The sequence below is a fragment of the Candidatus Margulisiibacteriota bacterium genome (genome assembly GCA_028715625.1).
In the GTDB taxonomy this organism is placed as follows: Bacteria; Margulisbacteria; Riflemargulisbacteria; order GWF2-35-9; family GWF2-35-9; genus JAQURL01.
The window spans coordinates 15116-40638 of the sequence record JAQURL010000019.1; the positions used below are offsets into that span (position 1 = coordinate 15116).

Genomic DNA, 25523 nt, shown 5'->3' on the forward strand with positions numbered 1-25523 from the left:
TATCATTCGCGGGTTCGATATAGCCTAACGGCTATATCGATTTATTACTCTAACCCAGCACCCTAAAACCTATTATGCGTGTCCTCGAATTATGGTGGAGCTGAGGGGAGTCGAACCCCTGACCCTTTGCATGCCATGCAAATGCGCTACCAACTGCGCTACAGCCCCGATTAACACAACTAGTTACTGTTTCCAAGGGGACTTTCCCGCTGTCGCTACGCTTCCTGCTTCGCTCCATCGGGCCCCACTCACTCACTTCCGTAGACATCCTGTCTACTCTTCCTCCCGCTGGTCGGCGTTCGTTCGGTTACGCTTCGTCCTACGGACTCGCTCACCCCTTCGGCTCTTTATAGAAAATAATTATAACAGACAGGCAGTATTCGTCAAAGATGGGAATTAATAAACTACCACCTGACCATGATCAACCCGAAGAGTATTCCGATAATCATACCGCAGAGCAGTTTTGTGGTGACATCTATATCCGCAGTACAAAGCATGGTAGTACCATAGATATAGGCAAAGGTAAGCAAAGCTTTCAGCAGAGGTTTGGCTATATTACCGGCTTCATTATTTGACATGGCTATTACTTTATATTTCATATAACTCCCTGTTTATTTGGTCTGTTATAAATATCGTAGAAGATCGGTATAAGTTGCAGAAAAGATTGCAAAACAATCTGTTTTCTTTATCGCCTCACCCCGGCCTTCGGCCACCCCTCTCTCCGCTAAAGCGTAACGAGGGGGCCTTCTAATTTTTTAATAACTCCATTTTTACCCCTCTTTATTGCGTATCAAAAGAAAGGGGCCAGGGTTGAGTCATTCCCTCACCTTAACTTCGCCCGTATAAAAGAACTCGTGCTCTTTCATGCACAGGGTTATAGTCTGAATTTTCAGATCTATTTCACTCAGCTGACTTCTATATTCAGCGATCTTATTCTCTCGTTCGGCCAGCTTTTCCAGTTCGGCTTTGCCTGCATAGCGAAGTATCAGCCGGCTGCCATTCTGCTGCATGGTTTTATAATTGCCTTGTCTGATGTCGACTGCCGGAAACTTGAGCTGCATATCTGCGGGCAGTTCCACATATCCGCTCACCAGCGAGGCAGTGTTTATCTGCGCCAGCAGTTCTTCACGGGTTTTATCTTTGAACACCACCTGCCGGAATTCCAGAGGAACACTCTCTTTTTTTGGCAAGTTTCTTGATAGCAGTACATTTAAGCACTGCTGGTATATTCATAATATTGCCTTAGTGGACTTCAATAAATCAGCCATTAATTAAGTCGTAGCGTGAACTGCGAATGTTGCACGGTTCACCGATATAAAGTGAAAAGTTAATAATACGTTATCACTTTTAACTGTTTCACACAATCATTCTAACCCAGCAATTATTTCGTTTTATTTGCTGAATAATTATTATTGATTATGAATATGTATAGTGCTATTATGTGGGTATATACCCACATAAAGGAGTAATTAAAGATGTCCCCTTTTACAAGAAAACCAAGATATTGCAGGCCATTTTTCGGTTCGGAATTTTTCAAACCCCGCGGCATTCCGTTGTCTGAGCTGGAAATAATTTCACTGGAATTAGATGAACTGGAAGCGTTTCATTTATGTGATTATGAAGAATTGAGCCAGATGGAGGCAGCCGAAAGAATGAATATATCCGCCAGTACTTTACAAAGATTATTGTATTCAGGACGTAAAAAAATTGCTGAGGCTCTTTATTCTTCAAAAGCATTGGAGATAAAAACATCAGATAATATTACGATGAAAACAGAAAAGAAAGAAATGCCGATTGTGGCAAACAGAAAAAGAAAAGGGCAATGCTGGAAAAACATATGATAACCAATTTTACTCAAGAAGAGATCGAAAATAACCACCTTCAATATGTGTCCAGGTTATCTTTTTACAAAGAACAGGGATTTGATCAAATTAGAGCCAGACAGAATATAATTAAACAACTAAACAAGGATTGCCTTACAGTTTTAGAGATCGGGACAGGGAAAGGTTACCTGACCAAAGAAATAGCAAAAAAATATAAAACAGTTGTATCAATTGACCTGGACCCTGTTGATCAGAGAATAGCGGCACTGAATGCGGCGTATGAGAATGTATCGGATAGAATAGAATTTATTATAGATAATGGGGAAAAGTTGAAATTCCCCGATAATTTTTTTGATGTGGTAATCTCTGCCTTTACCTTTCATCACCTTGTCAAACCTTTCACGGTAATTGATGAAATGATGCGCCTGACGGGGAAACAACTTATTATTTCTGATTTCAATGAAAAGGGGTTTGCTATAATCAACAAGTCTCATGACCTGGAAGGCAGAAAACATGATAAAGGCTCAAATGACTTTAATATTGTGGGAATGTATTTAGAGAATTATGGCTTTAAGGTAAAAAAAGTTGCTGACTTGGAGCAGATAATATTTATAGCTGAAAGGTGGTGAAAATATGTTATCAAAAATAGCTCTGGACATTTCAAAAGTTAAAAAAGAAAAACTTGATCTGGAAATATTAAGAGCAGGTTTAATAGCTGAATTAGATGCTATAAATCTTTATGAGCAAATGGCGGACATGACTCAGGATAAGAGCATAAAAAAAATTCTTTTAGATATAGCCAAGGAAGAAAAGACTCATGTCGGAGAATTTCAAGCTCTTTTATTGGAAAGAGATAAAGAACAAGTAAAGGAACTGGAAGCAGGTAAAAAAGAAGTTAAAGAAGAGTTGTCCAAAAAAGATTAACTTATATTTGGCTTCAATAGAAAGGAGGTGATTAATATGCCAAGAAGAGATGGAACAGGGCCGATGGGACAAGGGCCGATGACCGGAAGAGGTATGGGGGCATGTGCTCCTAATACTGGTTCTATTCGTAATTTTTTTGGATTTGGCCGAGGACGAGGAGCCGGTATGGGCCATAGCAGAGGAATGGGATTGGGCCGCATGATGCCGTGGAATTGGGAAACGAACAAAACCAAAGATACAACAGAGAGATAAACTAATAAATCGTTTATATTAAGGAGATGAAGCAATGCGAATAGCTATTACAACCGATGGAGATTTTGTGTCTGCGCATTTTGGACAATGTCCGGCTTTCACTATAATCGATATCGAGGATAACAAGGTTAAGAACAAACAACTAGTGCCTAATAATGCTGAACATGGCGGTGGAGGTTGTATCGCAGTTGATGAAATTTTAAAGCACAAAATACAACATGTAATTTCCGGTGGAATGGGAATGGGAGCAAAACAAAAATTTGCAGCGGCAAATGTCAACGTTACAGGTTTTACGGGGACTGTCGATGATGCTATTAAAGCATTTTTAACTAATTCAACCAGTGAGCTTTCATCTTGCAAGGAACATGGCGACTGTCATTAAAGGAGAAAATATTATGAAAATAGCTATTACATCGACTGGGAATGAGCTTAACTCAGATATGGATCCACGGTTCGGACGAGCGCAATATTACATTATTTATGATATTGATCATGATGAGATCATGGAAATCATTAACAATAATGATAATATGAACGCTTCGGGAGGTGCGGGAACAAGCGCTGCGCAGATTATCGCTGCTAAAGGCGCGGAGGCTGTTATCTCGGGTAACTTTGGCCCAAATGCTACCAAAGGGCTTACTGGTTTTGGAATAAAAATGTTTCAATCAGAGGTCAAAAAAATTGACATGGTTATTGCAGATTATAAAGCCAAAAAGTTAAATATTGTTTCCAACGCAACTGTGGCTGGCCATCATTGAGATGAAAATTGCTGTAGCAAGCGGTAAAGGAGGAACCGGAAAAACACTTATTTCTACGAACATTTTTAATATTTTAAGTGACGCTATCTATCTGGATTGTGATGTGGAGGAGCCCAATGGACATATCTTTCTGAAAACCGAAACAATACGGAAAGAATCGGTTTATATTCCGGTCCCTGAGATAAATGAGAGCAAATGCGTGTTTTGCGGTCGTTGTTCCCAGGTATGTAATTTTAACGCCATCATTGTTGCCAGGCGAAAGGTCTTGGTATTTCCTGAACTGTGTCACGGCTGCGGCAGCTGCGCTTATTTCTGTAATAAAAAGGCTATTGTTGAAACACCAAAAGAAGTCGGCCGAATAGAAACAGGTATTTATAAAGGCAAATGGGTTTATACCGGTCGTTTAAATATAGGAGAGCCCATGTCTCCGCCGGTTATAAAAAAACTTAAGGAAAAAGCTGCCGGCATAGATACTGATATCATCCTTGATTCACCTCCGGGGACATCATGTCCTGTCATAGAAACTATTTCGGGAGCTGATTATGTTATCCTGGTCACCGAACCCACACCATTTGGATTAAATGATCTGAAGCTGGCTGTTAATGTTGTCAGAAAATTGAAACTTCCTCTGGGTATAGTCATTAATAAAAGCGACCTTGGGGACAGTACTGTAAAAAAGTATTGTAAAAAGGAAAAGATTAAGCTACTTCTCGAGATACCTCATGATATATGGATCGCCGAATCATATTCAAGGGGAGAATTAATAACAGATACCGAAAAATTTGCCGGCATATTTAAAAAACTATTTAAAGATATAAGAATGGAAACAATATAGTGAAGCAAATTACTGTTATCAGCGGCAAAGGTGGTACAGGCAAGACAACTTTAACAGCCTGTCTCTCACAAATAGCTAAAAATATTGTGGTAGCTGATTGCGATGTGGACGCGGCGGACTTGCATTTGCTGCTGTTTCCTAAAATTAAAGAAAAATATAATTTTTTTTCAGGTAAAGCATACAAAATAGATACTAATGAATGTATCAAATGTAATAAATGCCGGGAATTATGCAGGTTTAATGCAATAAATGATAATTTTACAATAAACAGGATTCCCTGTGATGGCTGTGGTGCCTGTTACTATGTATGTCCTGTATCAGCTATCTCCGAAACAGAAAATTGTGCGGGTGTATATTATATTTCCAGTACCGAAAACAGTATACCGATGATACACGCTTCCTTACACACAGCCGAAGATAACTCCGGGAAACTGGTAGCGCAGGTAAGAAAAGAAGCGAAGAAAAAAGCGGAAGGAACAAACGCTAACTATATTCTTATAGACGGACCACCGGGTATAGGTTGCCCGGTTAATGCCGCGATTGTCGGAGTTGACCTGGCGCTTATTGTTACAGAACCCACATTATCAGGTATCCATGACCTGAAACGAATTATACAGATAGCGAAATATTTTAATGTTAAATCAATGGTAATTGTCAATAAATACGACATAAATTTAAAAAATACCGAGGAAATTGAAAATATCTGTCATGAACAGGGATTAAAATGCATAGCGAAAATTCCTTATGATGAAATAGTGGTAAAATCACTTGTTGCGGGAAAGGTAATAACCGAATTTGCTCCGGACCATGAAATAAACACTATAATAAAAAAGATATGGGAGGAAATCAAATAACGGTAAAAACCAAACCGGGTCAATATTACGGCAGAATGAATTGCTGTGATGTATCAGCCGTTTTAAGGGGGCCCTGCGGTGATGAAATAGAAATATATATGGATATAACAAATAATATTATTACAGATATAAAAGTATTTACCACGGGCTGCAGATATACAAAAATATGTGCGCTGGCCCTAGCCGAATTAGCTTGTAAAAAAACTATTTATGAAGCCATGGATATTTCAGCTAAAAATGTACTTGATACCTGCGCCACACCTGCCGACCATGCGCATTGCAATATTCTTGCCGTAAGTGTTCTTTATAGAGCGATAGCTTTATATTTGATGGAAATAATGGAATAAAACATGAAAACATCGACCGGTTGTATACCCTGTTTTTTAAGACAAATAAAGAACTACTCGAAGCTATTGAGCTATAGTAAGGAACTTGAAAATAGTTTATCCAACGAGATACAGGCACAGCTTGAAATAATTTCTTTTAAATTGTCCCCTCCGGAGATTGCTAATAAGTTAAGACAAATTATTTTAAAACATACAACTGTGCTTGACCCTTTTTTCGAATTAAAAAAGGAAAGCAACACAGAAGTACTGGCAATTTATAGTAAGCTTAAAGCTTTGCTCGAATTCTCTAGCGACAAGCTTCTCAAATCTTTGGAATTGGCAATTGCCGGAAACATTATTGATTATGGAGCCAAACATGATATTAACCTTGAAAATGAAATAAAAGAAATATTGCAGAGATGTGACAAGTATTCTTTAGAAGATAGCCAGTTCTTTGACTACAAGGGCTTTTATAAGGATTTTGCGAAAGCAGAAAACATACTTTATATCGGGGATAACTGCGGGGAAATAGTCTTTGACAAACTGTTTATTGAAGAAATTATTAGGCAATATCCACTAAAAAAGGTTACGTTTACTGTCAGGGCCAAACCGGTTATAAATGATGCAACTTATGAGGATGCTGAGGCAGTAGGCCTTGCAGATATTGTTACCGTAATATCAAGTGGTTGTGATACCCCTGGGACCGTTTTAAAGAATGCTTCACCTGAGTTCTTATCTAAGTTTAAACAAGCTGATTTAATCATTAGTAAGGGCCAGGGGAACCTTGAGTCTTTATCTGATTGTCGCGACCCCAGGATTTACTACCTTTTTGTGGTGAAATGCGATGTAGTGGCAAGTCATGTAAAAGCAGATAAAGGAACTGTTGTCTTAACCCAATATTTAGAAAGAAAAAATGATTAACAATTTAATAATAACCGTTCTTTGTGAAAACAATTCCCAGCGTTCTGATCTGGAAGCGGAACATGGTTTTTCTTTATTTATCGAAGCGGATAACAAAAAATATCTTTTCGATACCGGGGCAAGTGATAAATATTTAAAAAATGCTAAAACACTTGGGATAGATATAACGAACATTAATAAAGTCATTCTATCACATAGCCACTATGATCATACCGGCGGTTTAGAATTGTTAGATGACAAAACAGTTTTTGTACACCAGCATTTCTTTAATAAAAAGTACAAAAAGATAAACGACCGGCATGAGTATATCGGCATAAAGCTTGATGAAACCGAGTATGAACTTGGAAATAGAATTAAATTTTTGAAGTTATGTACATTTTTTGTATTAGATGATAGCACAAGGCTTGTTTGTGATTTCTCAAAACAAAATAATCAAAATGATTTTTATATTAAAATCAATGACAGGTTTCAGCCTGATTATTTTAATGATGAAATTATCGTTACCTTTAACACTAAAAAAGGACTGGTTATTTTAACCGGTTGCTCCCATTCCGGAATTATTAATATAATAAATAAAGCAATTGAGATTAATAAGACGGATAAAATTTATACCTTGTTAGGCGGACTGCATCTCTCGAAACTGTCTGAAGGAGAAAATAAAAGCATCGCGGGAAAGCTTAACCGCTACAAAATAGCTAATATAGGAATATCTCATTGTACCGGTGATAAATTGTTAAAATACTTATCACCCGGCACAGCTTTTAACTTTAATACCGGGGATAAGTTTGAAATATAAATATAAGGAACTATTAATTATATGTTGGCAGACAAAGAATTTGAAAAAATAAATAATGCCAGGAAACTTCTTGGCTTAAATGAAATTACGACTATTAAAGAAATAAAGGAACACTATCATGATAGGATCAAACAAGCCCACCCTGACACGAACAGCAAAGACCCTGATTCACACTGGAAAACCGTGGAGATAATGAAGGCATATGAGTTAATCGCAAAATATTGCCAGAATTATAGATTCTCATTTAAGAAGGAAGATTATGTGAAACAAAACCAAAGGTCTTTTGATAAAACTTCTGATGCTGAATATGCAGCCTGGTGGAGGAATAATTACGGCAATGACCCTTTGTGGGGCCCGGGAGAACCGCAGGTATGATCGAACCTTTTGAACAATATGCGATTGAATATGATCATTGGTTTGAAAAAAATAAGTTTATCTATTTATCAGAGTTGGAATTAATAAAAAGTTTAATACCAAAAAAAGGCGTTGGCCTGGAAATAGGCATAGGGACCGGAAGATTTGCTGTGCCTCTAAAGATCAAAGTTGGTATAGAACTGTCAAATAAAATGGCGGAAATTAGCAGAAGCAAAGGATTGAATGTTGTGCAGGCGAAAGCTGAAAAAATACCATTTAACGACAATTTCTTTGATTATGCCCTACTGGTAACCACCATATGTTTTGTTGATGACATTAAAAAATCTTTTAAGGAAATATACCGCATTCTTAAACCTGACGGGGTAATAATAATAGGTTTCATTGACAAAAACAGCTATATGGGAAAAAAGTACCAAAGGGAAAAAACAAAAAGCAAGTTTTATAAACATGCCAGATTCTTCGATACGGATGAAGTTATCCGGCTATTAACAGAGAATAATTTTAAGGAATACCTTGTTAAACAAACTCTTTTTACAGGGCCGGACAACCTGACAGGAATTGATAAAATTGTTCAGGGCTATGGAAAAGGCAGCTTCGTTGGAATTAAGGCGATGAAATAATAGGAGGAAATATCATGGATAATATTAAAAATAAAATAATGATCATGAGCAATAAAGGTGGGGTTGGTAAAAGTACCGTAACGGCCGATATAGCAGCCCTATTAACAGCCAGGGGGTATAAAACAGGGGTAATGGATATCGACCTGCATGGGCCGTCACAGGCAAAGTTATTCGGACTAGACAATGTCCGACATACTTCTAACAAAGAAGGCAAAATAATGCCTTTTAAAACTAAGAGTGGCATTAACATAATTACCGTAGCCGGCCTACTTGAAAACGACAGCCAGCCGCTTATCTGGCGAGGTCCTTTAAAAACAGGCATTATAAAACGATTTATAAAAGATGTAATCTGGGATGAGGATTTGGATTATTTACTAATAGATTCACCTCCCGGCACAGGCGATGAGCCTTTAACCATAGGTCAGCTTATACCTGGCCTGGATGGCATAGTTATTGTAACTACTCCTCAAGAAATGGCCATTATTGACAGCAAAAAAGCGATTAATTTCGCTAATGCCATTAATGTGCCCATTTTGGGTCTCATTGAGAATATGTCCGGCTTGAAGTGCCCGCACTGTGGTGAGTTAATTGATTTGTTTAAAATTGGTGGCGGACAAAGAATCGCCAAGGAAATGAACATTGATGTACTCGGGGTACTACCCTTTGAAAGCTTAATAATGGAATCAGCGGAAAAAGGTAAATCATTTGTAGTAGAAGGGAAGACCCCGGCCGCGGATGAATTTCGCAAGATCGTTACGACCATAGAAACCAAGTTAAAGAAATAAGGTAAATATGACACACAAATTCAAGAGTGAAAATATAAGTAGGTTAGACAACCCCGAACGACGGGTAATATTGCCTCCAAAAAAGTTATTACAGGAATTGGGGCTAAAATCCAATGATCGAATGCTTGATGTTGGCGCGGGAATCGGCTATTTTTCTTTTCCGGCTGCGGAAATTGTTGGGGAATCAGGCAAGGTAACCGCTGTCGATACTTCCCCAGAAATGATAAAGGAGTTACAAGCACGAATCAGTAATGCTTCAACAAATAACATTGAAACTATTATTTCAAAAGAATATAGTTTTGGAGTTAGCGAGAATTATTTTGATTTTGTATTAATAAGTCTGGTTTTACATGAAATAGAAGGTAAACTACGATTTATAAAGGCGGCTCATGCCGCTTTAAAAAAAAGCGGAACCCTAGCTATTATTGAGTGGATTAGACAACCTACAGTAGAAGATCGTAATAGGCACGACCGTATTTCAAAAACAGATGCGATGCTTATTATTCCTCAAGCTGGCTTCACCAAAATAACCGATTATGACTATAATAATTTTTTTTATTATATAACCGCAAAAAAAATGACAAGATATCTTTAGGTGAGGGTTGGTTGATGTCTTCTATTTTTAGACAAAGTAATGCACTAAAATGGCTCACTATAATAATACTACTTGTACCCACGATTGCGTTTAGTCATCCCCATTTATTTGTTGATGTTGAGGCTGTTATCCATACCAAGAATGACAATATAACAGGTATACAATACGACTGGACCTTTGATGAAATGTTCAGCAGTACGATTTATATGGATTATGACACCGATCGCGACCAGCGGTTTTCTGCTGATGAAACAAAAAAACTTAAAACAGCAGCCTTTGACAATCTTAAAGAATTTAATTATTTTACTAAAATAAGCAGTTTAAAATTCAAAGAGGTTCAAAGTTTTACTGTCGGCAAGGGTGTCAGCACCTTACAGTTAAAAGATATACAGGAGTATTTTGGGCAGGATGCTGTCGGCAAACTTAAGACTTTCCTTGTTAGCAATAGCTACATAGATAATAAATATACCCTCCAAGATTCTTTTATAAAAGATAAAAAGAAAATATTCGCCTGGATTAGAAGTAATATAAAAGGCCAACCCGAGGATATTATACAATACTTAACCTTTAATACAGGTAGTAAAATTAAATACTCTTTTTTTCTACCCTTTATGTTCCCAGCGAAAGGAGCGAGTTTAAAGATAGTTGACGCATCTAACTTCACAGCATTGGAAGTAACAAGAGTGTCTTTTATTGAAGATAATAAGTATACATATAAAATTGCTGACAATTTAATCTCTATTATGGAGGTAAAAAAGTGAAAAAATTAATTTATATGTTCATATTAATAGCTTTTAGTTCAACCATGCTAATGGCCAATCCTTTTATGACCCTGCAGCCTGTTAAGTCCAGCCATGTTCCCGCTATATCCGATAATCAGATGTTAAGTATGATCAATCTGGCACAAAAACATTTAAAAGAAGAGCTGGTTGTTTTGAGTAAAAAAATAAAAACCGTTAGCTCTCCTAAATTCTGGATTATCCTGTTAGCCGTTTCTTTTATATATGGGGTTATTCACGCAGTGGGGCCTGGACATGGGAAAATCGTGGCCGCCAGTTATTTTATTAATACCACAAGCAGGTTTTATCACCCGCTTATATATGGAATTAGCTTTGCCTTACTTCATTCACTATCAGCTATAATTTTAACATTTGTAATATATTTTATTTTAAAACTGCCACTGATGTCTTCATTTTCATCTACCGGGGATATGGCTCTGGTTATCAGTTATGGCTTGCTTTTACTGATTGGGTTTTTGATGTTAGTTAAAGCATTTAAGAAACAAAATGATGAACAGGAATTTAATTTGACCAGATTATTATCGGTTTCAGCGATCTCAGGAATGGTCCCCTGTCCGGGAGCCCTCGTCATACTGGCTTTTTCAATTGCCCTGGAAAGCCTGATGGTCGGCATATCTTCGGTAATATTTATGGCTTTAGGAATGGCAGTAACCTTATCATTGGTGGGAATAGTGGTATCATTTGGAAAAGATTCAGTGCTTACAAAAATGTTCCGGGAAAAACCTGTTTATTTGAAGGCTCAAAGAGTTTTATCGGTTTTAGGGGCGTTATTAATTATAGTCATTTCAGGACTCTTTCTTCTAGCGACTATATCTTAAACATTATTACCATCGGGCAGTGTGACCTCTTACATCTACATGTATAAAAGGTCCATGTGCGCCATTGCCGGGATAGATGCCGATACCTCCTGATAGCTTTGGATATTTTGCTTCTACTTGCTCAGCAGCCTGAGCTATAATACGAGCATCTTTAATATCAACACAACCATCCTGATTCAAATCGCTCATCCAGCCTTTGTTATTGTTATCCACATAGATATCGGCAGCGTCCCCAAACATATGCCTGCTAAGCTTGCCACGTCCACGGGGATCACCAAATGTCGCGTTTGAATGGGGACTTCGAAAGCCACACATAATCGCAAGATTCTTAATGGCATATCCTTGCCTTGTTAACTCATCAATAATGAGTTCAAGCTTGTCTACAAGGCGAGGGTCAAGCACCAGATACTTTGGCCAGACATTTGCCTGGTCTTTATCCACAAAGTCACAAAGTTTAAAATGTCTGGAGATTCTTTGGTTAATGTTTTTCATCGTTACTTCGATAAAACCGGCGGGATTGACATAAGCAACGGGCATTGCTGAATTCTTCTCGTAGGGCCAGATCCCCATAAAACATTTACCGATACGACCATCTTTCTTGGATGAAAAAGGTAAAATAGTTATGAGTCTCAGTCTTTCCAGAACTTTATATGCTCCATTATTTTCAAGGAGGATCTGATATATTCCCGGTTTCTTGGGGGCCTTAAATTCTGTCGCAACAGATTCCTCCTCAGTATCTGAGAGATATTTTACTTTAAGTCCCGGTACAGGGTTTTGGACAATAAGAGAATCCGGTAAAGTGAATGTCGCTTCGAGTTTTCCGCTTGTCCCACGGAACATATCTTCAAGTAATATGGTACTGCTGCAAAAGCTAACTGTCCAAATAAAACAGATAATGATAGTAGCGGTTGTGATCCCCAAATGTCTACCCGTAAAGAACCTCCTTTATTTATACAATATTTCTTTACTTCCGTAATGAAATTAAAAGTGAAAGGCAATAAAAACCACCGCAAAATAATACCACCGTAGCTCCTGACGCGGAACCCAAATAATATGAAGTAATAAGGCCTGATATTCCTGACAGAAGGCTAATGGCAGTGGCAATAAAAACATAGTTTTTTATATTCTTTGCAAAATTGCGCGCAGCCGCAGCCGGCAGGATAAGCAGCGAGTTTATTATAAGAATTCCAAACAGACGAATAGAAAGCGTGACCACAACAGCCAGGAGCACCGCGAAACTTGTTTCGATCCAGAATACTTTAAGTCCGCGACTTCGGGCAATAACCGGGCTGAATGATAAAAGGAAGAGTTTGTTGCCCCAAAAGAGCCAGTATACCAATACTGCTATCTCAACAACCGCAAATTCAAAAAGTTGATGAGGTGTTACAGAAAGAATATCGCCGATAAGGTAGACAGTATATTTGCTAAATCCCGCGCCAAGACTGAGTATAACAACACCTGTCGCCACAATAACAGCGAAGATAACCCCCAGTACGGTATCTGAAGATGTTTTTGTTTTTGTTTTTAATATATTAATGAGAATCGCGAGGATCACAGCCAGGACCAGCATACTGAGTGTGGGATTTGCTAACCCTAAAATAACCCCGATGGCTATTCCGGTTAACGCGGAATGTCCAATTACATCTGAAAAAAAGGAAAGCCGATTGCTAACCACCAACGTGCCCATAAGCGCAAACATCGGCGTGACCAAAATTATAGCGATAAGGGCATGTTTCATGAACTCATAATTCAGCCAATCAAACATGGAGATCCCCCTCGGTATAAAGATGATGAGGATTACCCCATTGAACCATGTCAAAGGTCTTGATAAGCTCAGCATTAGCAAGAACATCGGCGGGTTTGCCTTGCGCTAAAATGTGGTGATTCAAAAAAACCATCGTATCGGCAAAAGCTGACACACCCTTAATATCGTGCGAAACAAGAATAATGGCCATATCCATTTTATGTCTTAACTCATCAACCAGTTCGTAAAATAAACCCAGTCCATTAAGGTCAATTCCGGAAACAGGCTCATCTAAAAGAAGCAGTTCAGGTTCGGGGGTTATAGCCATGGCAAGCAATACACGTTGAAGCTCGCCTCCTGAAAGAGTACTGATACATTTATCAATAAGTTTCTCAGCTTTTACACGAGAGAGTACATAGACAGCACGTTCTCTGATTTTTCCGGAAGTATGCAGCCAAACCGGGGCGCGTGTCAGAAGAACGCTCAAAACATCTAAAACACTAATCGGTGAGCCCGGGTCCAGATTTATTTTTTGGGGAACATAACCGAACTTCGGAGTTTTCAGATTACCTGTTCCTTTAAAATCAAACTCCAGTTTGCCTTGATATTTAATTTCTCCCAAAAGTGCTCTGAGCAGTGTAGTTTTACCGGCACCGTTAGGACCTACAATAGCCATAAGCTGTCCGCAGTGAATATGCAGATTAATGTCGTTCAAAACAGATTTACCCTCTAAGGATACGGACAGGTTTTTTATTTTGGTACAACAATGTTTACAAACTATATTTTCCATATTATTTCAAAGCCTTTTTCAGAGTTAGAAGATTAGCCCGCATTATGTTCAGGTAAGCATCTTTATCATAAGCGCCGGTTACAGCCGGATCCAGTACATAGACCGGGATATGAGTTTCAGCGGCAATTGTATTGGCGGCTGTGCCTGAATACTGCGGCTCGGTAAAAATAGCCCTGGCCTTGTGATTACGAATGATCTTGATAGTATCCACAAGTTCCCTGGCCGAAGGTTCACTTCCAGGTTCACGCTCTATAACAGTGGCAATTTTTAGCCCAAACTCCTGAGCGAAATACGGGAACGCTTCGTGAAACGTAATGATGGCTGTACCATGAAAAGGAGCTAACTCCTGTTGCATTTTTGTTTCCAGTTTTTGAAGTTTGGCAACATATCGATCAGCGTTTTTGTGGTAGAGAGCAGCATGCACAGGGTCATATTTTGCGAGTCCATCCGCGAGGTTCTGCACCTGGGTTTGCGCTAACGCGACATTTACCCATACATGAGCATTGTCTTGAAAAGGTTTAATCCCTTTGGTTGTAATAACCACCGCAAGTCTGGAATTTGTTTTTACGGCCTGGTCCAGAAAACTTTCCATTCCCAGCCCATTGGCAATAAAAATATCAGCATGGGCAATACGTTTCATATCATCCGGAGTCGCTGAGTAGTCGTGCAAACATCCGGTCATGGGCCTGGTAAGGTTTTCAAGAATAACACCAGGCACTCCATCGGTCACATTCATTGCCATAATATAGACAGGATAAAACGAGGTTAATATCCGCACGGGTTTAACCTCACCCTGGGCAACGCTCATGAATAAACCGATACCGAGCAGAATCAAAATAATCTTTTTCAAACTGCTTTCCTCCCCTGTTTATTACATTCCCGGCAATAACCGTTTACCTGAAAAATATGCGACTCAATTTTCACCTGATAGTTAAAAGCAGCTTCTATTGTCCGTACAGGACATGTGGGTAGCTCAAAAACTTTTTTACAACTGTTACAAACAAAATGATGGTGATGGTCTCTGTCGTGGCATCGGTAATAGTGAAGTTGACGATTTTCAGTTAAGATGACCTGAGCTTTCCCCATGCCGGCAAGGCTCTCAAGATTCCGATAAACTGTGGGCAGTCCGATTTTTATAAACTTTTCTTTCAGCTTCATCCATATTTGCTCGGGTGAAAGATAAGTCTCAGAGTTTTCTAACAGGTCAAGAATAGCCCGACGTTTGGGTGTGGATTTATAAAGTCTGGCAAGCATAGGTCTGACTGTGTTTTCTATTAAAATGTGATCTTTGGTAATACAGGATCATGACTGATCCGGCCAGGACATTGAGCGCAAAAACCTGTAATTCAAGAGCAAGAGAAACAATCATGGATCCAATTTAAACAGAAATGATTTCTATTTGCAAGCTTTTTATAGGCTTAACGAATAACAGGCCGGGAATGAAAGGATTGTTCGGAAAGCTTAATAAATCAGGGTTAACTTGCCGGTCTTAACACCTTTTATGATGGACAGGGCATTGGATAACTGTTCGAGTTCTTTGATCGATCCCTTTACCACAATTACTTCCATACAGTTGTGATGATCTAAATGAACATGCATGGAAGAAATAATAGAACCCTGAAAATTGTGTTGAATATCGGTCAATTTGCTCGACAATTCCGGCACATGATGGTCATAAACCAGGCTGATTGAACCCCTGGCCTGAGATTGCAAGTCCCGGTGTTCTTCGGAAATAATTTTTTCTCGTATTAAATCTCTTATTGCTTCCGAACGATTACTGTATCCCTTGTTATGAATATAACCGTCAAACTGCTGCTGCAGCTCTTTATCTATTGAAATGCCATAACGAATAACCTTATCCATCAGCTATATACTAGCACTGATTATCCGATAAAAAAACTTTTAAAATATCAGTATTACTATTTTATAAATCGTGTTATCATTTATTTAACACGTGTTGTTCAAGTTTAAACTACTACATCAATAAAGGAGGAAAGCTATGCATATACCTGATGGCTATCTGAGCCCATCAACCTGCGCGGCATTTTATGGCGCCATGGTCCCGGTATGGATGACCGCGTCCTACAAGGTGAAACAAAGCTTGAAAGCGAGACAAGTGCCCTATTTGGCAATCGGGGCCGCGTTCAGCTTTGTAATTATGATGTTCAATATACCGATACCGGGAGGATCAACCGGTCATGCGGTTGGCGGAAGTTTGGTGGCAATTTTGTTAGGGCCCTGGGCTGCGTGTATCGCGATTACTGTCGCGCTGGTCATTCAGGCCCTTTTGTTCGGGGACGGAGGAATAACCGCTATTGGCGCGAATTGTTTCAATATGGCGTTCGTACTTCCGTTCGCAGGCTATTTTGTTTACAAGCTGCTGAGCGGGAAGTCTACGCCCGGCTCAAAACGACGAGTGTTTTCTGCCGGTATCGGCGCTTATGCGGGTATTTGTCTGGCAGCGGCTATAGCGGGCCTTGAGTTCGGCATACAACCGCTGCTGTTTCATACAGCTTCCGGTCAAGCGTTATATAGTCCTTATGGAATAAAGGTTGCTGTGACTGCGATGGCAGGCGAACACCTGATTTTATTCGGCTGGGTAGAGGCAATCGTAACCGCGCTGGTAATTAACTATCTTCAAAAACATGACGATGTATTCACAGGAGAACCATCATGAACCAAATTAAAAAACTATGGATCGGTCTGGGAATATTTGCTGCATTGTGTCCCTTAGGATTAATTTTACCTGCTCATTTTAAAGCCGGTGACGCCTGGGGTGAATGGGGTCCTGAAACCATACAAAAGCTTGCAGGATATGTACCTTCCGGGTTTGCGAAACTCTCGGAACTATGGAAGGCCCCGCTTCCGGATTACAGCTTTATCGGATGGGAAGAGAAGCCTCTTCAACTGCTTGGCTTTTCATATATTGTGTCGGCAGTTGTTGGCATAGCGGCGGTAGCGGTAATAACTTACGCAATAGGCAAATTTCTCAAAAGAAAAGAAAACCAAGGAGAATTATGATGACAAAAAAACTGCTAATTTTATTACTTACTTTAGGCGTTGTCTTCGCAGCAAGACCGCTAACAACAGATGACCCGGGCACTCAGCCCGGAGATACTTATGGCTTTGAGTATAATTACAATAATATAGATACGCATACCTTTACTTTTAAAAGAGGAATGAGCGACATCTGGGAAATTGACCTTAATATATCCCATAAAACCGATGGCAGTAAATTCCCCTGCGACATGTCTGTGCTGAATAAATATCGTTTTGCCGATAAGGTCGGCGGAATGGTAGATATGGGATTGGCGTTGAATCTTGGCAAAGACAAAGACGGGGACTCCAGCGCGCAACTTATATGGTTGAACACGGCCTCCCTGGATAATCTGCAGTTCAACTTGAACTGGGGTTATGAAGCCGGCAATCAAAGCTGGTCCAGCGGACTGGCTATTGATGCTCATATTATTCCAGGTCTGTTCGATATTGTGGCTGAATACCGTTCCGACGAAGGAGCAAAAAGTTATCTTGCCGGATCCCGTTATTTTCTGGGCAATATTTTATGGGACCTGTCTTTTACCTTTGATCCGGATAGTGATCCGACTTACAAAAGCACAGCATTCGGTTTAACATACAACTTCTAATGGTATTTCGCAGTATAAAACTCCCCCTCCGGAAACATGATTTTCTGGAGGGGTCTATCCTTGGCGCGATTTCTTTTATTAAAGAAGCCACACTTTACGAGGAATATGCTGCTCGCCCTGCTTTTCTCCAGACGCTTGACCCGCGTATTAAGGTAGTATCGTTTTTGTTTTTACTTATGCTTGCTGTTCTTTTGAAGAACAATGTTCTTATCGGATGTATCTACTGCTTTTGCCTCATGCTCACCTTTATCGCGGATATTCCCCTGCTGTTTTTTCTTGGAAGAACCTGGCTGTTTATTCCTTTATTTTCTCTGTTCATGGTATTTCCCTCTCTCTTCAGTTTTATAACACCGGGAGCAAGTCTCTGGTCAATGAACCTGGGGGGAGTAACTCTATCCATAACCAAATCAGGACTAGCGGGGGCATTATTGTTTGTCACACGTATCGCGACGACTGTTTCATTGGTGGTTTTACTTTCTCTGACAACACGTCATACTGAACTGCTCAAGGTACTTCGTACTTTTAGGGTACCCCAAATCTTTGTGATGACATTATCCATGTGTTACCGGTACATCTATCTTTACGCAACCATTGTTGAAAATAGCTTCACAGCTATTAAGAGCCGGGTAGGCAAGGTGACTCAGCACAAACGAGGTCAACGGCTTGTAACCGGGAGTATGGCTACAACCTGGAGACGTTCGGTACGTATGAGCGAAGAAATATATAACGCCATGCTGTCCCGAGGCTACACCGGGAACCCTGTTATATTGACACAGCATCAGACAAAGATTGCAGATTGGCTTTGGCTGCCGGGAGTCATTATATTTGGTCTGATCCTGATGAAATTGGAGTATCAATGGTAAAACAACCGCTGTTTCAGTTAAGGGATGTAAGTTACGCATATCCAGGCAAACAAATCGCGCTGAGCCATATCAATCTGAATATTCATCAGGGCGAAAAACTGGCCGTTATCGGTGCTAACGGGACCGGGAAATCAACGCTGCTCAGTTTGCTGGATGGTCTGATATTTCCTTATGAAGGCAGCTGCGCTTTCCTGGGGAGCTCATTAACAGAAGAAAGTCTTAATAAAAATCCTTTTGAATTTCGTAAAAAAGTGGGGCTGGTTTTCCAAAATGCGGATATTCAACTATTTTGCTCCACTGTTCAGGAAGATATTGCGTTCGGTCCGCTTAATCTGGGTGTTGATAAAAAGGTTGTTCAGGAACGTATTCGGTTGTTAGCAAAAATACTGGACATCGAACATTTACTTCATCGGGTCCCATTTCAACTGAGCATCGGAGAAAAACGAAAAGTGTCCATTGCCTCTGTCCTGGCTATTGAACCGGATGTGTTGCTGCTGGATGAGCCGACAGCAGGGCTTGATCCTCATACTGTCAGGCATATTATTGACCTTATCCATAAAGCTAATGAACAGGGCAAAACAATTATTACGGCGACACATGATATGCAGATTGTAAATGAAATAGCTGATAAGGTGATAGTGTTCGGAAGGAATAACTCCATCATTCGTAACGGTCCGGTTGAAGAAATATTGCACGACCGGGAGTTCCTGGAAAATAACAATCTCGTACATATTCACAAACATATCAGTAAGGGAAAGCCGCATATACATCCTCATGAAAATTGACGGACAGCTTAAATTCCTCTCCACTCAAACTGGTTTTTCTATGCCTTTATAACATTATCAATCCGGCTAAAATATTTACCAACTCTTTTCAATTTCAACAGCTCCCCTGATAGTTATTTAAAAAAATATGTTTAAAAATAGTTTTCCCGGGGAACAATAATTACTGATTAAACTTATTGGAATATTTTTTATAAATGGAGGAAAAAATGGCAGACATTAATACAAATTGGAGCGTAAACACAGCAAAAAGTCCGGGATTAACACCTTTTGATAAAACCGGTGAAGCAGGTAAACCAGATGGTGTTTTTGATGCAAAGGATGTTGAAAGAATGTCTTTAGCAGAAATTAAAGCAGCGCAAATTGCTGTTGATAAAGATCCTGTTCTGACAAAGCCTCAAAAAGAAACAATAGGACTTTCGTTAACAATTGCAGCTTTTGCAAAAGATCCTAAAATAATAGAATTAATGAAAGAAATAACAACAAAATCTTTCAATAATCCGACAAAAAATTTAGATAATTATGGTACATCAAAAATGAATATGCTGTAAATTATCTTTAATCACACTATATTTATATAGTTCAACAGGTCAACCGGTTTTTCTAACAATATATTTACACCTGCGGCCCGCAGCACGGCGGCAGATGTATAGCCCCAAAGACACGCGGCAGGAATATTGCCGGCGTTACGGGCTGTTTGGATATCAATAAGGCTGTCTCCGGCAAAGATTATTTGGCCGGGCGCAAGCTGCAAATCCGCGGCAATGCTCAGAGCAGCTGCAGGGTCGGGCTTGATAGGTACATCTACTCTGGCTCCCCATACGGACTCAAAATGATGAGCCGGAAAATATTTGTTGATCATTATTCTGGTAAACTCATCCAGTTTGTTGGAAAGCACAGCCAGCTTTATGTTTCTTTGCCGCAGTTCTGTGAGCAGAAGGTCAATCCCCGGATAAGGCCTGGTCTTAACAGCATAATTGCTGCCATAAACATGACGCATTTGCTGCAGACACCGCTGCACGGTTTCCGGATCCCTGTGCGGTTCGGGCAAAGCGCGACGGACCAGTGTGTCCAGCCCTTCACCTATAAAATCGCGATAAGCCCCTACCGGATGCAGCGGAAAACCGCAAGTACTCAAAGCGGCGTTCATGGAATCGGCAATGTCATCAAGAGTATCAAGCAAAGTGCCGTCCAAGTCAAAAATAATTGCTAACGCCTGCATAAAAACATTCCGGAATCTTTGGTTACCTCAATTATTTTGCGTTCTCCCAGTATCTTATTCAGGTAGTCGCGAAAAGGTTCCACCTCTTCGGTTTTTAATACAACAAGACCTTCGCGCATGTTGTTAAAAGATAAATAATAATTAATTATAGCCTGGGCTTCGTCTATTTTGAGCCTGTCCTCGAACCTGTATAACGTTACATTGGGAAAAAATGGTTGCAACTGGGCCTGACCGTTCTCCAGCGAAAAAGCGAATTCTCCGGAGCTGTACTCGCGGTTTTGTTTGGCCAGAAAATCTTTTAAGAGCAAGTTCAGTTCCCACATGTCCATTTTGCCCATGGTGGAAGCCACAAATACCCCGTCATCTTTTAGTACCCTGTAAATATCGGCCAGGGCTTTGGAACGATTGTCTAGATGATAAAGCATATTGTTGGCCAGGATGATATCAAACTCTTTGTCCGGCGAATCTATGTCCTCGGCATTTACTACCCGGTATTCAAATTTCTGACGCAGGTTGGATAAAGTTTTGCGGGTAACTTCCAGCATTCCAGCGGAATAATCCGAAAGTATTATTTGCCAGCCCGGCGGTATCTCGTTACGGTTAGCCAGCCAGAACAATCCAGTGCCGCAGCCTAATTCCAACACCCGCAGATTTTCCTTCTGAGGAAAATGCTCGAATATCCATTTAAACTTGGACTGGGGATTGGTCTTGAATTTACGGTTTATATAAAGACGGGCCTCGTATTTAGCCGAATCAGCATATTGATCTTCACTTAACATACACCTAATATCTCACAGGATACGCAAGGAAATCAAGAATATTTTGAGTAATCCCCGGCACGAAAAACGCGCCGGGGAAATGAATGCTCAGGCTGTTACCGTAAGGGTGGAAGACCCTGTATCGTCGTTATCGGACTCAGTGTCCAGGTTTGCAGACGAAGTAGCGGAACTTGTGCCGTCGTTTTGACTTTTTTCAAGCTGTTTCAGCAGGTAGGCTTCCAGTTCCTGCTGGCTGATTTTGCCGTCCTGATTGGTATCGATAGCGGAAAAAGCTTTGCTGAGCGACTTAGACGAAGTAGCGGCGGAAGCCCCCCCCTGAACTCCGCCCTCACCTCCCGGTCCACCTTTGCCGCCTGCACCCTCAGGCGGTTTATGATTTTTCATCATGCTGGCAAACTCATCTTTGGAAATAGAACCATCTCCGTCGGTGTCGGCTTCAGCAAACATCTGGTCCATACCCGGACCTTCACCGGATTTGGACGCCGGCATATTAGCGGCCATCTGCTCCATTTCCGTCCGGCTCAGTTTGCTGTCTCCGTCCGTATCGTTTTTCAGCATCTGGCTCCACATCCTGGCTGCCATATCGCTGGCCGAAGAACTGATATCATTTACCATTTGTACCCTCCTTTCAAGCTGTATATTCTGAATACAAAGCACTGCTGTAATTGGACATACCAGCTGAATATGTATTCAGATAAGCTTGCAGTTGTTGCATTAACAAGTTAGAAAAATTGTCAAATTCGTCCTCACTGATCTTGCCGTCTCCGCTGGTATCAATAGCTGAAAAAAGATCAGCCGATTTGGTTCCGGAAACAGCGGATGCGCTTGTAGTGGAAGTACTGTCCGTATCGGTCTGGGCCAGCATTGCTTCCCAAAGCTTCTGCTGCAATCCGGATAGAGACGTCCCGCTGCTCAGCGGGTCGTCAGTAGTGCCTGACTCTGCAGCCGGAGGTGGCGGCGGCGGAGCCTCTCCCCCGGAAGGTTTATGGGCCTCCATGAAAGTGCTGAATTCAGCTTCGCTCATTTTCCCATCCTGATCTGTATCTATCCGGGCGAAAAGATCATCTGCTTTAGATGCTGTTTCCGAAGACGAAGAGGTGGAAGAAAGCGCGCTTTCCAGCTCTGATTTACTTATAGCGCTGTCTCCATCTTTGTCAGCCTGTGACAATATGGACTGCCAGATTTTTTCCTGCATATCAGAAATGGATGTTCCCCCTCCATCTTGTGGTCCTGGCGGTTTGCGCGTTTTCTGATACGTGGAAAACTCGTCTTGAGAAATCATGCCGTCTCCATCTGTATCCGTTTGAGAAAATATTTCATCAAAGCTTGGAGCACCACCTGGAGCTGCCGGCATATTGGCAAAAGCTGTCTGCATTTCCGCCTTGCTCATTTTGCCGTCCCCATCGCTGTCATTTTTGATCAATCTGTTCCACATTCTGGTTGCCATATCGTTCGCGGAAGAACCGATTGAACCTATCATAAAATCCCCCCCTTAAATATTTTTTCTTCCGTGAATGGCTAAATTGCCTGTCCTGGTAATTAAAATAATAAAATCACACCCCCTTTCCGCTTTTTTTATCAATTTCCAACACAGACAAAGATATGCCTTATGTGGTTTAAATCCAATTTCTTCCGTGAAATTTGCGGGAGCTATTGTCCCAAAAAACTACCTGTACTCTTATGTAGATAATATGAATATAAAAAAATCTGTCAATATAAGTATTCATCGAAAGAACAGGCAGTTTATAATTGGAACAAAATTCGTTTTCAGGAGTCTAAAACTTAGATTATATTATAAGTTGGAGGCAAATTATGAGCAGTACAGCAAACCTTTCTCCGATCGAATCGTCCGATATTATCAAAATTAATCAGCCGGGTATTTTGTCCGCTGTGAATGGAACCGATTCCACTGCACCGGAACATAAAAAATTCGGAGATATTATTGCCAGGCTTTACCAAAAAATAGACAGCAATCAGGATGGTACCGTAGATGAAACCGAATTACTTAAATTTCTGGAATCACACAGAAAAGATGAAAAGGACCATCACGGACACCTTCCACCAGTGGGCATTATGCCGCCGCCACCTACTCCAGAGGTCCTGCTGACAGATATAAATATGAACAATAGTACGTCCGGCGCTACACAGGCAACTTAGAAAATTTTGGTAGTATAATATTTTAAATGGCGGCTGATGAAGAGTTAGTAAAAATAATTAAAGAAGGCAATATCGAGGCTTTTTCTGAATTGATAGATCGTTTTGAAAACAAAATTTACAGACTGGCCGTGGGTTATACCGGCAACAGCTCGGACGCTGAGGATATTACACAGGAGGTGTTCATAAAAATTTATAACAACATTAAAAATTATATGCTGGAGTCCAGCTTTTCCACCTGGGTTTACCGGATCACAGCCAATACCTGTAAAAGTTTTCTCAAGCGCAGAAAAATAATCGGGTTTATATCTCTGGACTGGCTTTACGATTCAAGGCAGCATAAAGTTCCGGTAGAGCCGGCCGGTTTTGAAAAAGATGTTGAAAACCGGGAAACCCTGGACAAATTTTATTCGGCGCTGGCAGTTCTTCCCGACAAATATAAAGATGTACTGGTATTGAGGGAAATAGAAGAATTGGACTATCAGCAAATAGCCGGTGTTACCGGACTATCCATAGGGACAGTAAAATCCAGGCTCTCCAGAGCAAAAGAAAAAATCAGGGTAAAACTGAGAAGACAAGGTGAAATATAATGATAGATAAAACCAAAAATATAGAAAAATACTTTAAACACATCAGAAGCGCTACTCCGTCCGCAGACCTGAAGTACAGGATTATGAACAGGATCACAGAAAACCAACAGACAAAAATTCTTTTTAAACCTTTATTTATGGCCACTGCTGTTTTTTTACTGGTGTGTTCATTTTCCCTTCTGTCCTCTCCATACAAGCAATTAACCGCTGAAAGTTATGTTTATCATCTCTATCAACCCAAATCTTATTTTGAACATTTGATCTTATCGGGTAAAATGTCTGATGAGTTTACCATGATGACAATGATGTATGAGCTTTAAAATGATGACTAAAAAATTTTATATCTATCTGGCTTTGTATTCCTGTTTGATACTGGCTATAGGTTTGGTTTCAGGCCGGAACAGTTTTTATTTTTTTCCACCGGAACATTTCCAGGGCAGACCAGGCGGGCCTCCGCCTCGTCACCATGGCGGCGAGGATTTCCTGCGCAAAAAAATGGCACGGGACCTGGGGCTGTCGCAACAACAACAGCAACAAATAAATGAAATCTTTAAAAAATATAAACCTGAAATGGAAGAGAATATGGAGCGTACCAGACAGGAATTTGATGCCCTGAATAAAAAAATCCAGCAGGAAGTTGATCTGGTTTTGACTCCGGCTCAAAAAGAAAGGTTCAACAAAATACACTTGAGGGAACGCGGAGGTTTCAGGCCCCCTCCCCCTCCGCCGCCACCACAATAATTCTATAAAATAAAATTCTTTTAGGAAAAGAATGCAAATTAAAAAACTTTTGGGAAAAGTTTTCAAAACTCTATTCTCTTTTCTTTGTCATCGCCACAAAGAAAAGAGAGAAAAGAAAATGCTAGGCGCTATGCTTCAGAGCCTTGAATTGTAGCAACTCATTATGCTAACAGGCAAACTCGGCATCCTGCCTCGATTGCCTTAGCCCGTCTGTCCTGACGGGCTTACGCTGCATTCGTTGACAATTCTAAGGCTCCTTCGCTATGCGCCGGAAAAAATACGGAATACACATTCTGTTCATCCGATAGGGCCATTTTACGAGGCTTTCGCAATGGTGCGTTTAAAAATACAAATGCAGACAATTCTACGGCTCTTTCACTATGCGCCGGGGGGAATACGGATAAAAGTGAAACGTGAAGGGTGACGGGTGAAGGGTGAAGGGTGATGGGTGAAGGGTGATGGGTGAAGGGTGATGGGTGAAGGGTGAAGCGTGAATCGTGAATCGTGAAAGGTGAAAGTTGAAACGTGAAAGGCGTCATACTGAGCCTGACGAAGTATGACGAAGGGAAATGAAGGGAGAAAGACGAAGGTTAGATTTAAGTTGTCTTAAAAGCAATGATGTTTGCAGGGCGAACGCCTACAGTTATGGTATCTGAAAATTGTCTGAACTCGCGAGCAGGGTAAAACCCGGCCCAGGCATCACAATCAGAACAAACAGGGAAATAACCATAA

39 protein-coding genes and 1 tRNA gene are annotated in these 25523 nt (G+C 40.5%); 27 read left to right on the top strand and 13 right to left on the bottom strand.

The window, feature by feature from the left end:
• Positions 1–92: 92 nt before the first annotated feature.
• The 3 genes from PHV30_04425 to PHV30_04435 all read right to left on the bottom strand — a co-directional run bounded on the left by PHV30_04425 (position 93) and on the right by PHV30_04435 (position 1190).
• Positions 93–168, bottom strand: a tRNA-Ala gene (locus tag PHV30_04425).
• A gap of 236 nt (positions 169–404) precedes the next feature.
• On the bottom strand, positions 405–599 hold the full coding sequence (locus PHV30_04430) for a hypothetical protein (protein ID MDD5456261.1): 195 nt from the start codon (positions 597–599) through the stop codon (positions 405–407).
• Between the two features lie 216 nt (positions 600–815).
• Positions 816–1190, bottom strand: coding sequence for a hypothetical protein (locus tag PHV30_04435; protein MDD5456262.1), 375 nt, complete (start codon positions 1188–1190; stop codon positions 816–818).
• Between the two features lie 285 nt (positions 1191–1475).
• Here PHV30_04435 and PHV30_04440 point away from each other — a divergent pair, with 285 nt between their 5' ends.
• The 17 genes from PHV30_04440 to PHV30_04520 are packed head-to-tail and all read left to right on the top strand — an operon-like array spanning position 1476 to position 11482.
• The gene (locus PHV30_04440) at positions 1476–1841 is read left to right on the top strand and encodes a DUF134 domain-containing protein (protein MDD5456263.1); all 366 of its coding nucleotides are present in this window, start codon (positions 1476–1478) and stop codon (positions 1839–1841) included.
• The gene (locus tag PHV30_04445) at positions 1823–2452 is read left to right on the top strand and encodes a class I SAM-dependent methyltransferase (GenBank protein ID MDD5456264.1); all 630 of its coding nucleotides are present in this window, start codon (positions 1823–1825) and stop codon (positions 2450–2452) included. Before PHV30_04440 ends, PHV30_04445 begins: the two co-directional genes overlap by 19 nt.
• Positions 2453–2456: 4 nt before the next feature.
• Positions 2457–2747 carry a ferritin family protein gene (locus PHV30_04450; protein ID MDD5456265.1) on the top strand — a complete coding sequence of 97 codons (291 nt, stop codon included), beginning with the start codon at positions 2457–2459 and terminating at the stop codon, positions 2745–2747.
• A 36-nt stretch (positions 2748–2783) separates the two neighbouring features.
• Positions 2784–2999 (top strand): DUF5320 domain-containing protein, encoded by a 216-nt coding sequence (locus tag PHV30_04455; protein MDD5456266.1) that lies wholly within the window; start codon positions 2784–2786, stop codon positions 2997–2999.
• A 34-nt stretch (positions 3000–3033) separates the two neighbouring features.
• A complete protein-coding gene (locus PHV30_04460; GenBank protein ID MDD5456267.1) occupies positions 3034–3381 on the top strand; it encodes a NifB/NifX family molybdenum-iron cluster-binding protein in 348 nt (115 codons plus the stop codon).
• Between the two features lie 13 nt (positions 3382–3394).
• Positions 3395–3757: a NifB/NifX family molybdenum-iron cluster-binding protein gene (locus PHV30_04465; GenBank protein ID MDD5456268.1), complete on the top strand. Its 363-nt coding sequence runs from the start codon at positions 3395–3397 to the stop codon at positions 3755–3757.
• 1 nt (position 3758) lies between these two features.
• A complete protein-coding gene (locus PHV30_04470; protein MDD5456269.1) occupies positions 3759–4592 on the top strand; it encodes an ATP-binding protein in 834 nt (277 codons plus the stop codon).
• A complete protein-coding gene (locus PHV30_04475) occupies positions 4592–5446 on the top strand; it encodes a P-loop NTPase (GenBank protein ID MDD5456270.1) in 855 nt (284 codons plus the stop codon). Before PHV30_04470 ends, PHV30_04475 begins: the two co-directional genes overlap by 1 nt.
• The gene (locus PHV30_04480) at positions 5428–5793 is read left to right on the top strand and encodes an iron-sulfur cluster assembly scaffold protein (GenBank protein MDD5456271.1); all 366 of its coding nucleotides are present in this window, start codon (positions 5428–5430) and stop codon (positions 5791–5793) included. The genes PHV30_04475 and PHV30_04480 overlap by 19 nt, the downstream gene beginning before the upstream one ends.
• A 3-nt stretch (positions 5794–5796) precedes the next feature.
• Complete coding sequence (locus PHV30_04485) at positions 5797–6693, top strand: ARMT1-like domain-containing protein (GenBank protein ID MDD5456272.1); 897 nt, start codon at positions 5797–5799, stop codon at positions 6691–6693.
• A complete protein-coding gene (locus PHV30_04490; GenBank protein ID MDD5456273.1) occupies positions 6686–7489 on the top strand; it encodes an MBL fold metallo-hydrolase in 804 nt (267 codons plus the stop codon). Before PHV30_04485 ends, PHV30_04490 begins: the two co-directional genes overlap by 8 nt.
• Before the next feature lie 21 nt (positions 7490–7510).
• The gene (locus tag PHV30_04495; GenBank protein ID MDD5456274.1) at positions 7511–7864 is read left to right on the top strand and encodes a DnaJ domain-containing protein; all 354 of its coding nucleotides are present in this window, start codon (positions 7511–7513) and stop codon (positions 7862–7864) included.
• Complete coding sequence (locus PHV30_04500) at positions 7861–8484, top strand: class I SAM-dependent methyltransferase (GenBank protein MDD5456275.1); 624 nt, start codon at positions 7861–7863, stop codon at positions 8482–8484. Before PHV30_04495 ends, PHV30_04500 begins: the two co-directional genes overlap by 4 nt.
• Before the next feature lie 14 nt (positions 8485–8498).
• Positions 8499–9269 (top strand): Mrp/NBP35 family ATP-binding protein, encoded by a 771-nt coding sequence (locus PHV30_04505; GenBank protein ID MDD5456276.1) that lies wholly within the window; start codon positions 8499–8501, stop codon positions 9267–9269.
• A gap of 7 nt (positions 9270–9276) precedes the next feature.
• Positions 9277–9864 carry a methyltransferase domain-containing protein gene (locus tag PHV30_04510; protein MDD5456277.1) on the top strand — a complete coding sequence of 196 codons (588 nt, stop codon included), beginning with the start codon at positions 9277–9279 and terminating at the stop codon, positions 9862–9864.
• 14 nt (positions 9865–9878) lie between these two features.
• Entirely contained in the window at positions 9879–10625 is a 747-nt protein-coding gene (locus tag PHV30_04515; protein MDD5456278.1) for a DUF1007 family protein, read from the top strand.
• On the top strand, positions 10622–11482 hold the full coding sequence (locus PHV30_04520; protein ID MDD5456279.1) for a hypothetical protein: 861 nt from the start codon (positions 10622–10624) through the stop codon (positions 11480–11482). The genes PHV30_04515 and PHV30_04520 overlap by 4 nt, the downstream gene beginning before the upstream one ends.
• A gap of 6 nt (positions 11483–11488) precedes the next feature.
• Here the strand turns inward: PHV30_04520 and PHV30_04525 are convergent, their stop codons facing one another.
• The 6 genes from PHV30_04525 to nikR all read right to left on the bottom strand — a co-directional run bounded on the left by PHV30_04525 (position 11489) and on the right by nikR (position 15879).
• Positions 11489–12403: a DUF882 domain-containing protein gene (locus tag PHV30_04525; protein ID MDD5456280.1), complete on the bottom strand. Its 915-nt coding sequence runs from the start codon at positions 12401–12403 to the stop codon at positions 11489–11491.
• A gap of 43 nt (positions 12404–12446) precedes the next feature.
• Positions 12447–13247 (bottom strand): metal ABC transporter permease, encoded by an 801-nt coding sequence (locus PHV30_04530; protein MDD5456281.1) that lies wholly within the window; start codon positions 13245–13247, stop codon positions 12447–12449.
• Entirely contained in the window at positions 13240–14016 is a 777-nt protein-coding gene (locus PHV30_04535; protein MDD5456282.1) for a metal ABC transporter ATP-binding protein, read from the bottom strand. Before PHV30_04535 ends, PHV30_04530 begins: the two co-directional genes overlap by 8 nt.
• Before the next feature lies 1 nt (position 14017).
• The gene (locus PHV30_04540) at positions 14018–14866 is read right to left on the bottom strand and encodes a metal ABC transporter substrate-binding protein (protein MDD5456283.1); all 849 of its coding nucleotides are present in this window, start codon (positions 14864–14866) and stop codon (positions 14018–14020) included.
• Positions 14863–15270, bottom strand: coding sequence for a transcriptional repressor (locus PHV30_04545; protein ID MDD5456284.1), 408 nt, complete (start codon positions 15268–15270; stop codon positions 14863–14865). The genes PHV30_04540 and PHV30_04545 overlap by 4 nt, the downstream gene beginning before the upstream one ends.
• Positions 15271–15477: 207 nt before the next feature.
• Positions 15478–15879 (bottom strand): nickel-responsive transcriptional regulator NikR, encoded by a 402-nt coding sequence (gene nikR, locus PHV30_04550; GenBank protein MDD5456285.1) that lies wholly within the window; start codon positions 15877–15879, stop codon positions 15478–15480.
• A gap of 136 nt (positions 15880–16015) precedes the next feature.
• On the opposite strand from nikR, the gene cbiM reads away from it, so the two are divergent.
• The 6 genes from cbiM to PHV30_04580 all read left to right on the top strand — a co-directional run bounded on the left by cbiM (position 16016) and on the right by PHV30_04580 (position 19856).
• The gene (cbiM, locus tag PHV30_04555; GenBank protein MDD5456286.1) at positions 16016–16693 is read left to right on the top strand and encodes a cobalt transporter CbiM; all 678 of its coding nucleotides are present in this window, start codon (positions 16016–16018) and stop codon (positions 16691–16693) included.
• A complete protein-coding gene (locus PHV30_04560) occupies positions 16690–17037 on the top strand; it encodes a PDGLE domain-containing protein (protein ID MDD5456287.1) in 348 nt (115 codons plus the stop codon). The genes cbiM and PHV30_04560 overlap by 4 nt, the downstream gene beginning before the upstream one ends.
• Positions 17034–17660, top strand: a complete 627-nt coding sequence (locus PHV30_04565) for a hypothetical protein (GenBank protein MDD5456288.1) — start codon at positions 17034–17036, stop codon at positions 17658–17660. Before PHV30_04560 ends, PHV30_04565 begins: the two co-directional genes overlap by 4 nt.
• Positions 17660–18523, top strand: coding sequence for a cobalt ECF transporter T component CbiQ (gene cbiQ / locus PHV30_04570; GenBank protein ID MDD5456289.1), 864 nt, complete (start codon positions 17660–17662; stop codon positions 18521–18523). The genes PHV30_04565 and cbiQ overlap by 1 nt, the downstream gene beginning before the upstream one ends.
• Positions 18517–19308, top strand: a complete 792-nt coding sequence (locus tag PHV30_04575; GenBank protein ID MDD5456290.1) for an ABC transporter ATP-binding protein — start codon at positions 18517–18519, stop codon at positions 19306–19308. The genes cbiQ and PHV30_04575 overlap by 7 nt, the downstream gene beginning before the upstream one ends.
• Positions 19309–19514: 206 nt before the next feature.
• Complete coding sequence (locus PHV30_04580) at positions 19515–19856, top strand: hypothetical protein (GenBank protein MDD5456291.1); 342 nt, start codon at positions 19515–19517, stop codon at positions 19854–19856.
• An 11-nt stretch (positions 19857–19867) separates the two neighbouring features.
• On the opposite strand, the gene PHV30_04585 is transcribed toward PHV30_04580, so the two are convergent.
• The 4 genes from PHV30_04585 to PHV30_04600 form a co-directional block, all read right to left on the bottom strand.
• Entirely contained in the window at positions 19868–20527 is a 660-nt protein-coding gene (locus PHV30_04585; GenBank protein ID MDD5456292.1) for an HAD family hydrolase, read from the bottom strand.
• The gene (locus PHV30_04590) at positions 20515–21306 is read right to left on the bottom strand and encodes a class I SAM-dependent methyltransferase (GenBank protein ID MDD5456293.1); all 792 of its coding nucleotides are present in this window, start codon (positions 21304–21306) and stop codon (positions 20515–20517) included. Before PHV30_04590 ends, PHV30_04585 begins: the two co-directional genes overlap by 13 nt.
• A gap of 87 nt (positions 21307–21393) precedes the next feature.
• The gene (locus PHV30_04595; GenBank protein ID MDD5456294.1) at positions 21394–21921 is read right to left on the bottom strand and encodes an EF-hand domain-containing protein; all 528 of its coding nucleotides are present in this window, start codon (positions 21919–21921) and stop codon (positions 21394–21396) included.
• Between the two features lie 13 nt (positions 21922–21934).
• Entirely contained in the window at positions 21935–22786 is an 852-nt protein-coding gene (locus tag PHV30_04600) for an EF-hand domain-containing protein (GenBank protein MDD5456295.1), read from the bottom strand.
• 332 nt (positions 22787–23118) lie between these two features.
• Between PHV30_04600 and PHV30_04605 the strand changes: the two genes are divergently transcribed.
• Genes PHV30_04605 through PHV30_04620 form a run of 4 tightly spaced genes read left to right on the top strand, consistent with a single transcriptional unit; the run spans position 23119 to position 24791 of the window.
• Complete coding sequence (locus PHV30_04605) at positions 23119–23463, top strand: EF-hand domain-containing protein (protein ID MDD5456296.1); 345 nt, start codon at positions 23119–23121, stop codon at positions 23461–23463.
• 26 nt (positions 23464–23489) lie between these two features.
• On the top strand, positions 23490–24050 hold the full coding sequence (locus PHV30_04610; GenBank protein MDD5456297.1) for an RNA polymerase sigma factor: 561 nt from the start codon (positions 23490–23492) through the stop codon (positions 24048–24050).
• On the top strand, positions 24050–24370 hold the full coding sequence (locus PHV30_04615; GenBank protein ID MDD5456298.1) for a hypothetical protein: 321 nt from the start codon (positions 24050–24052) through the stop codon (positions 24368–24370). Before PHV30_04610 ends, PHV30_04615 begins: the two co-directional genes overlap by 1 nt.
• A gap of 1 nt (position 24371) precedes the next feature.
• The gene (locus PHV30_04620) at positions 24372–24791 is read left to right on the top strand and encodes a hypothetical protein (GenBank protein MDD5456299.1); all 420 of its coding nucleotides are present in this window, start codon (positions 24372–24374) and stop codon (positions 24789–24791) included.
• Positions 24792–25523 lie beyond the last annotated feature (732 nt).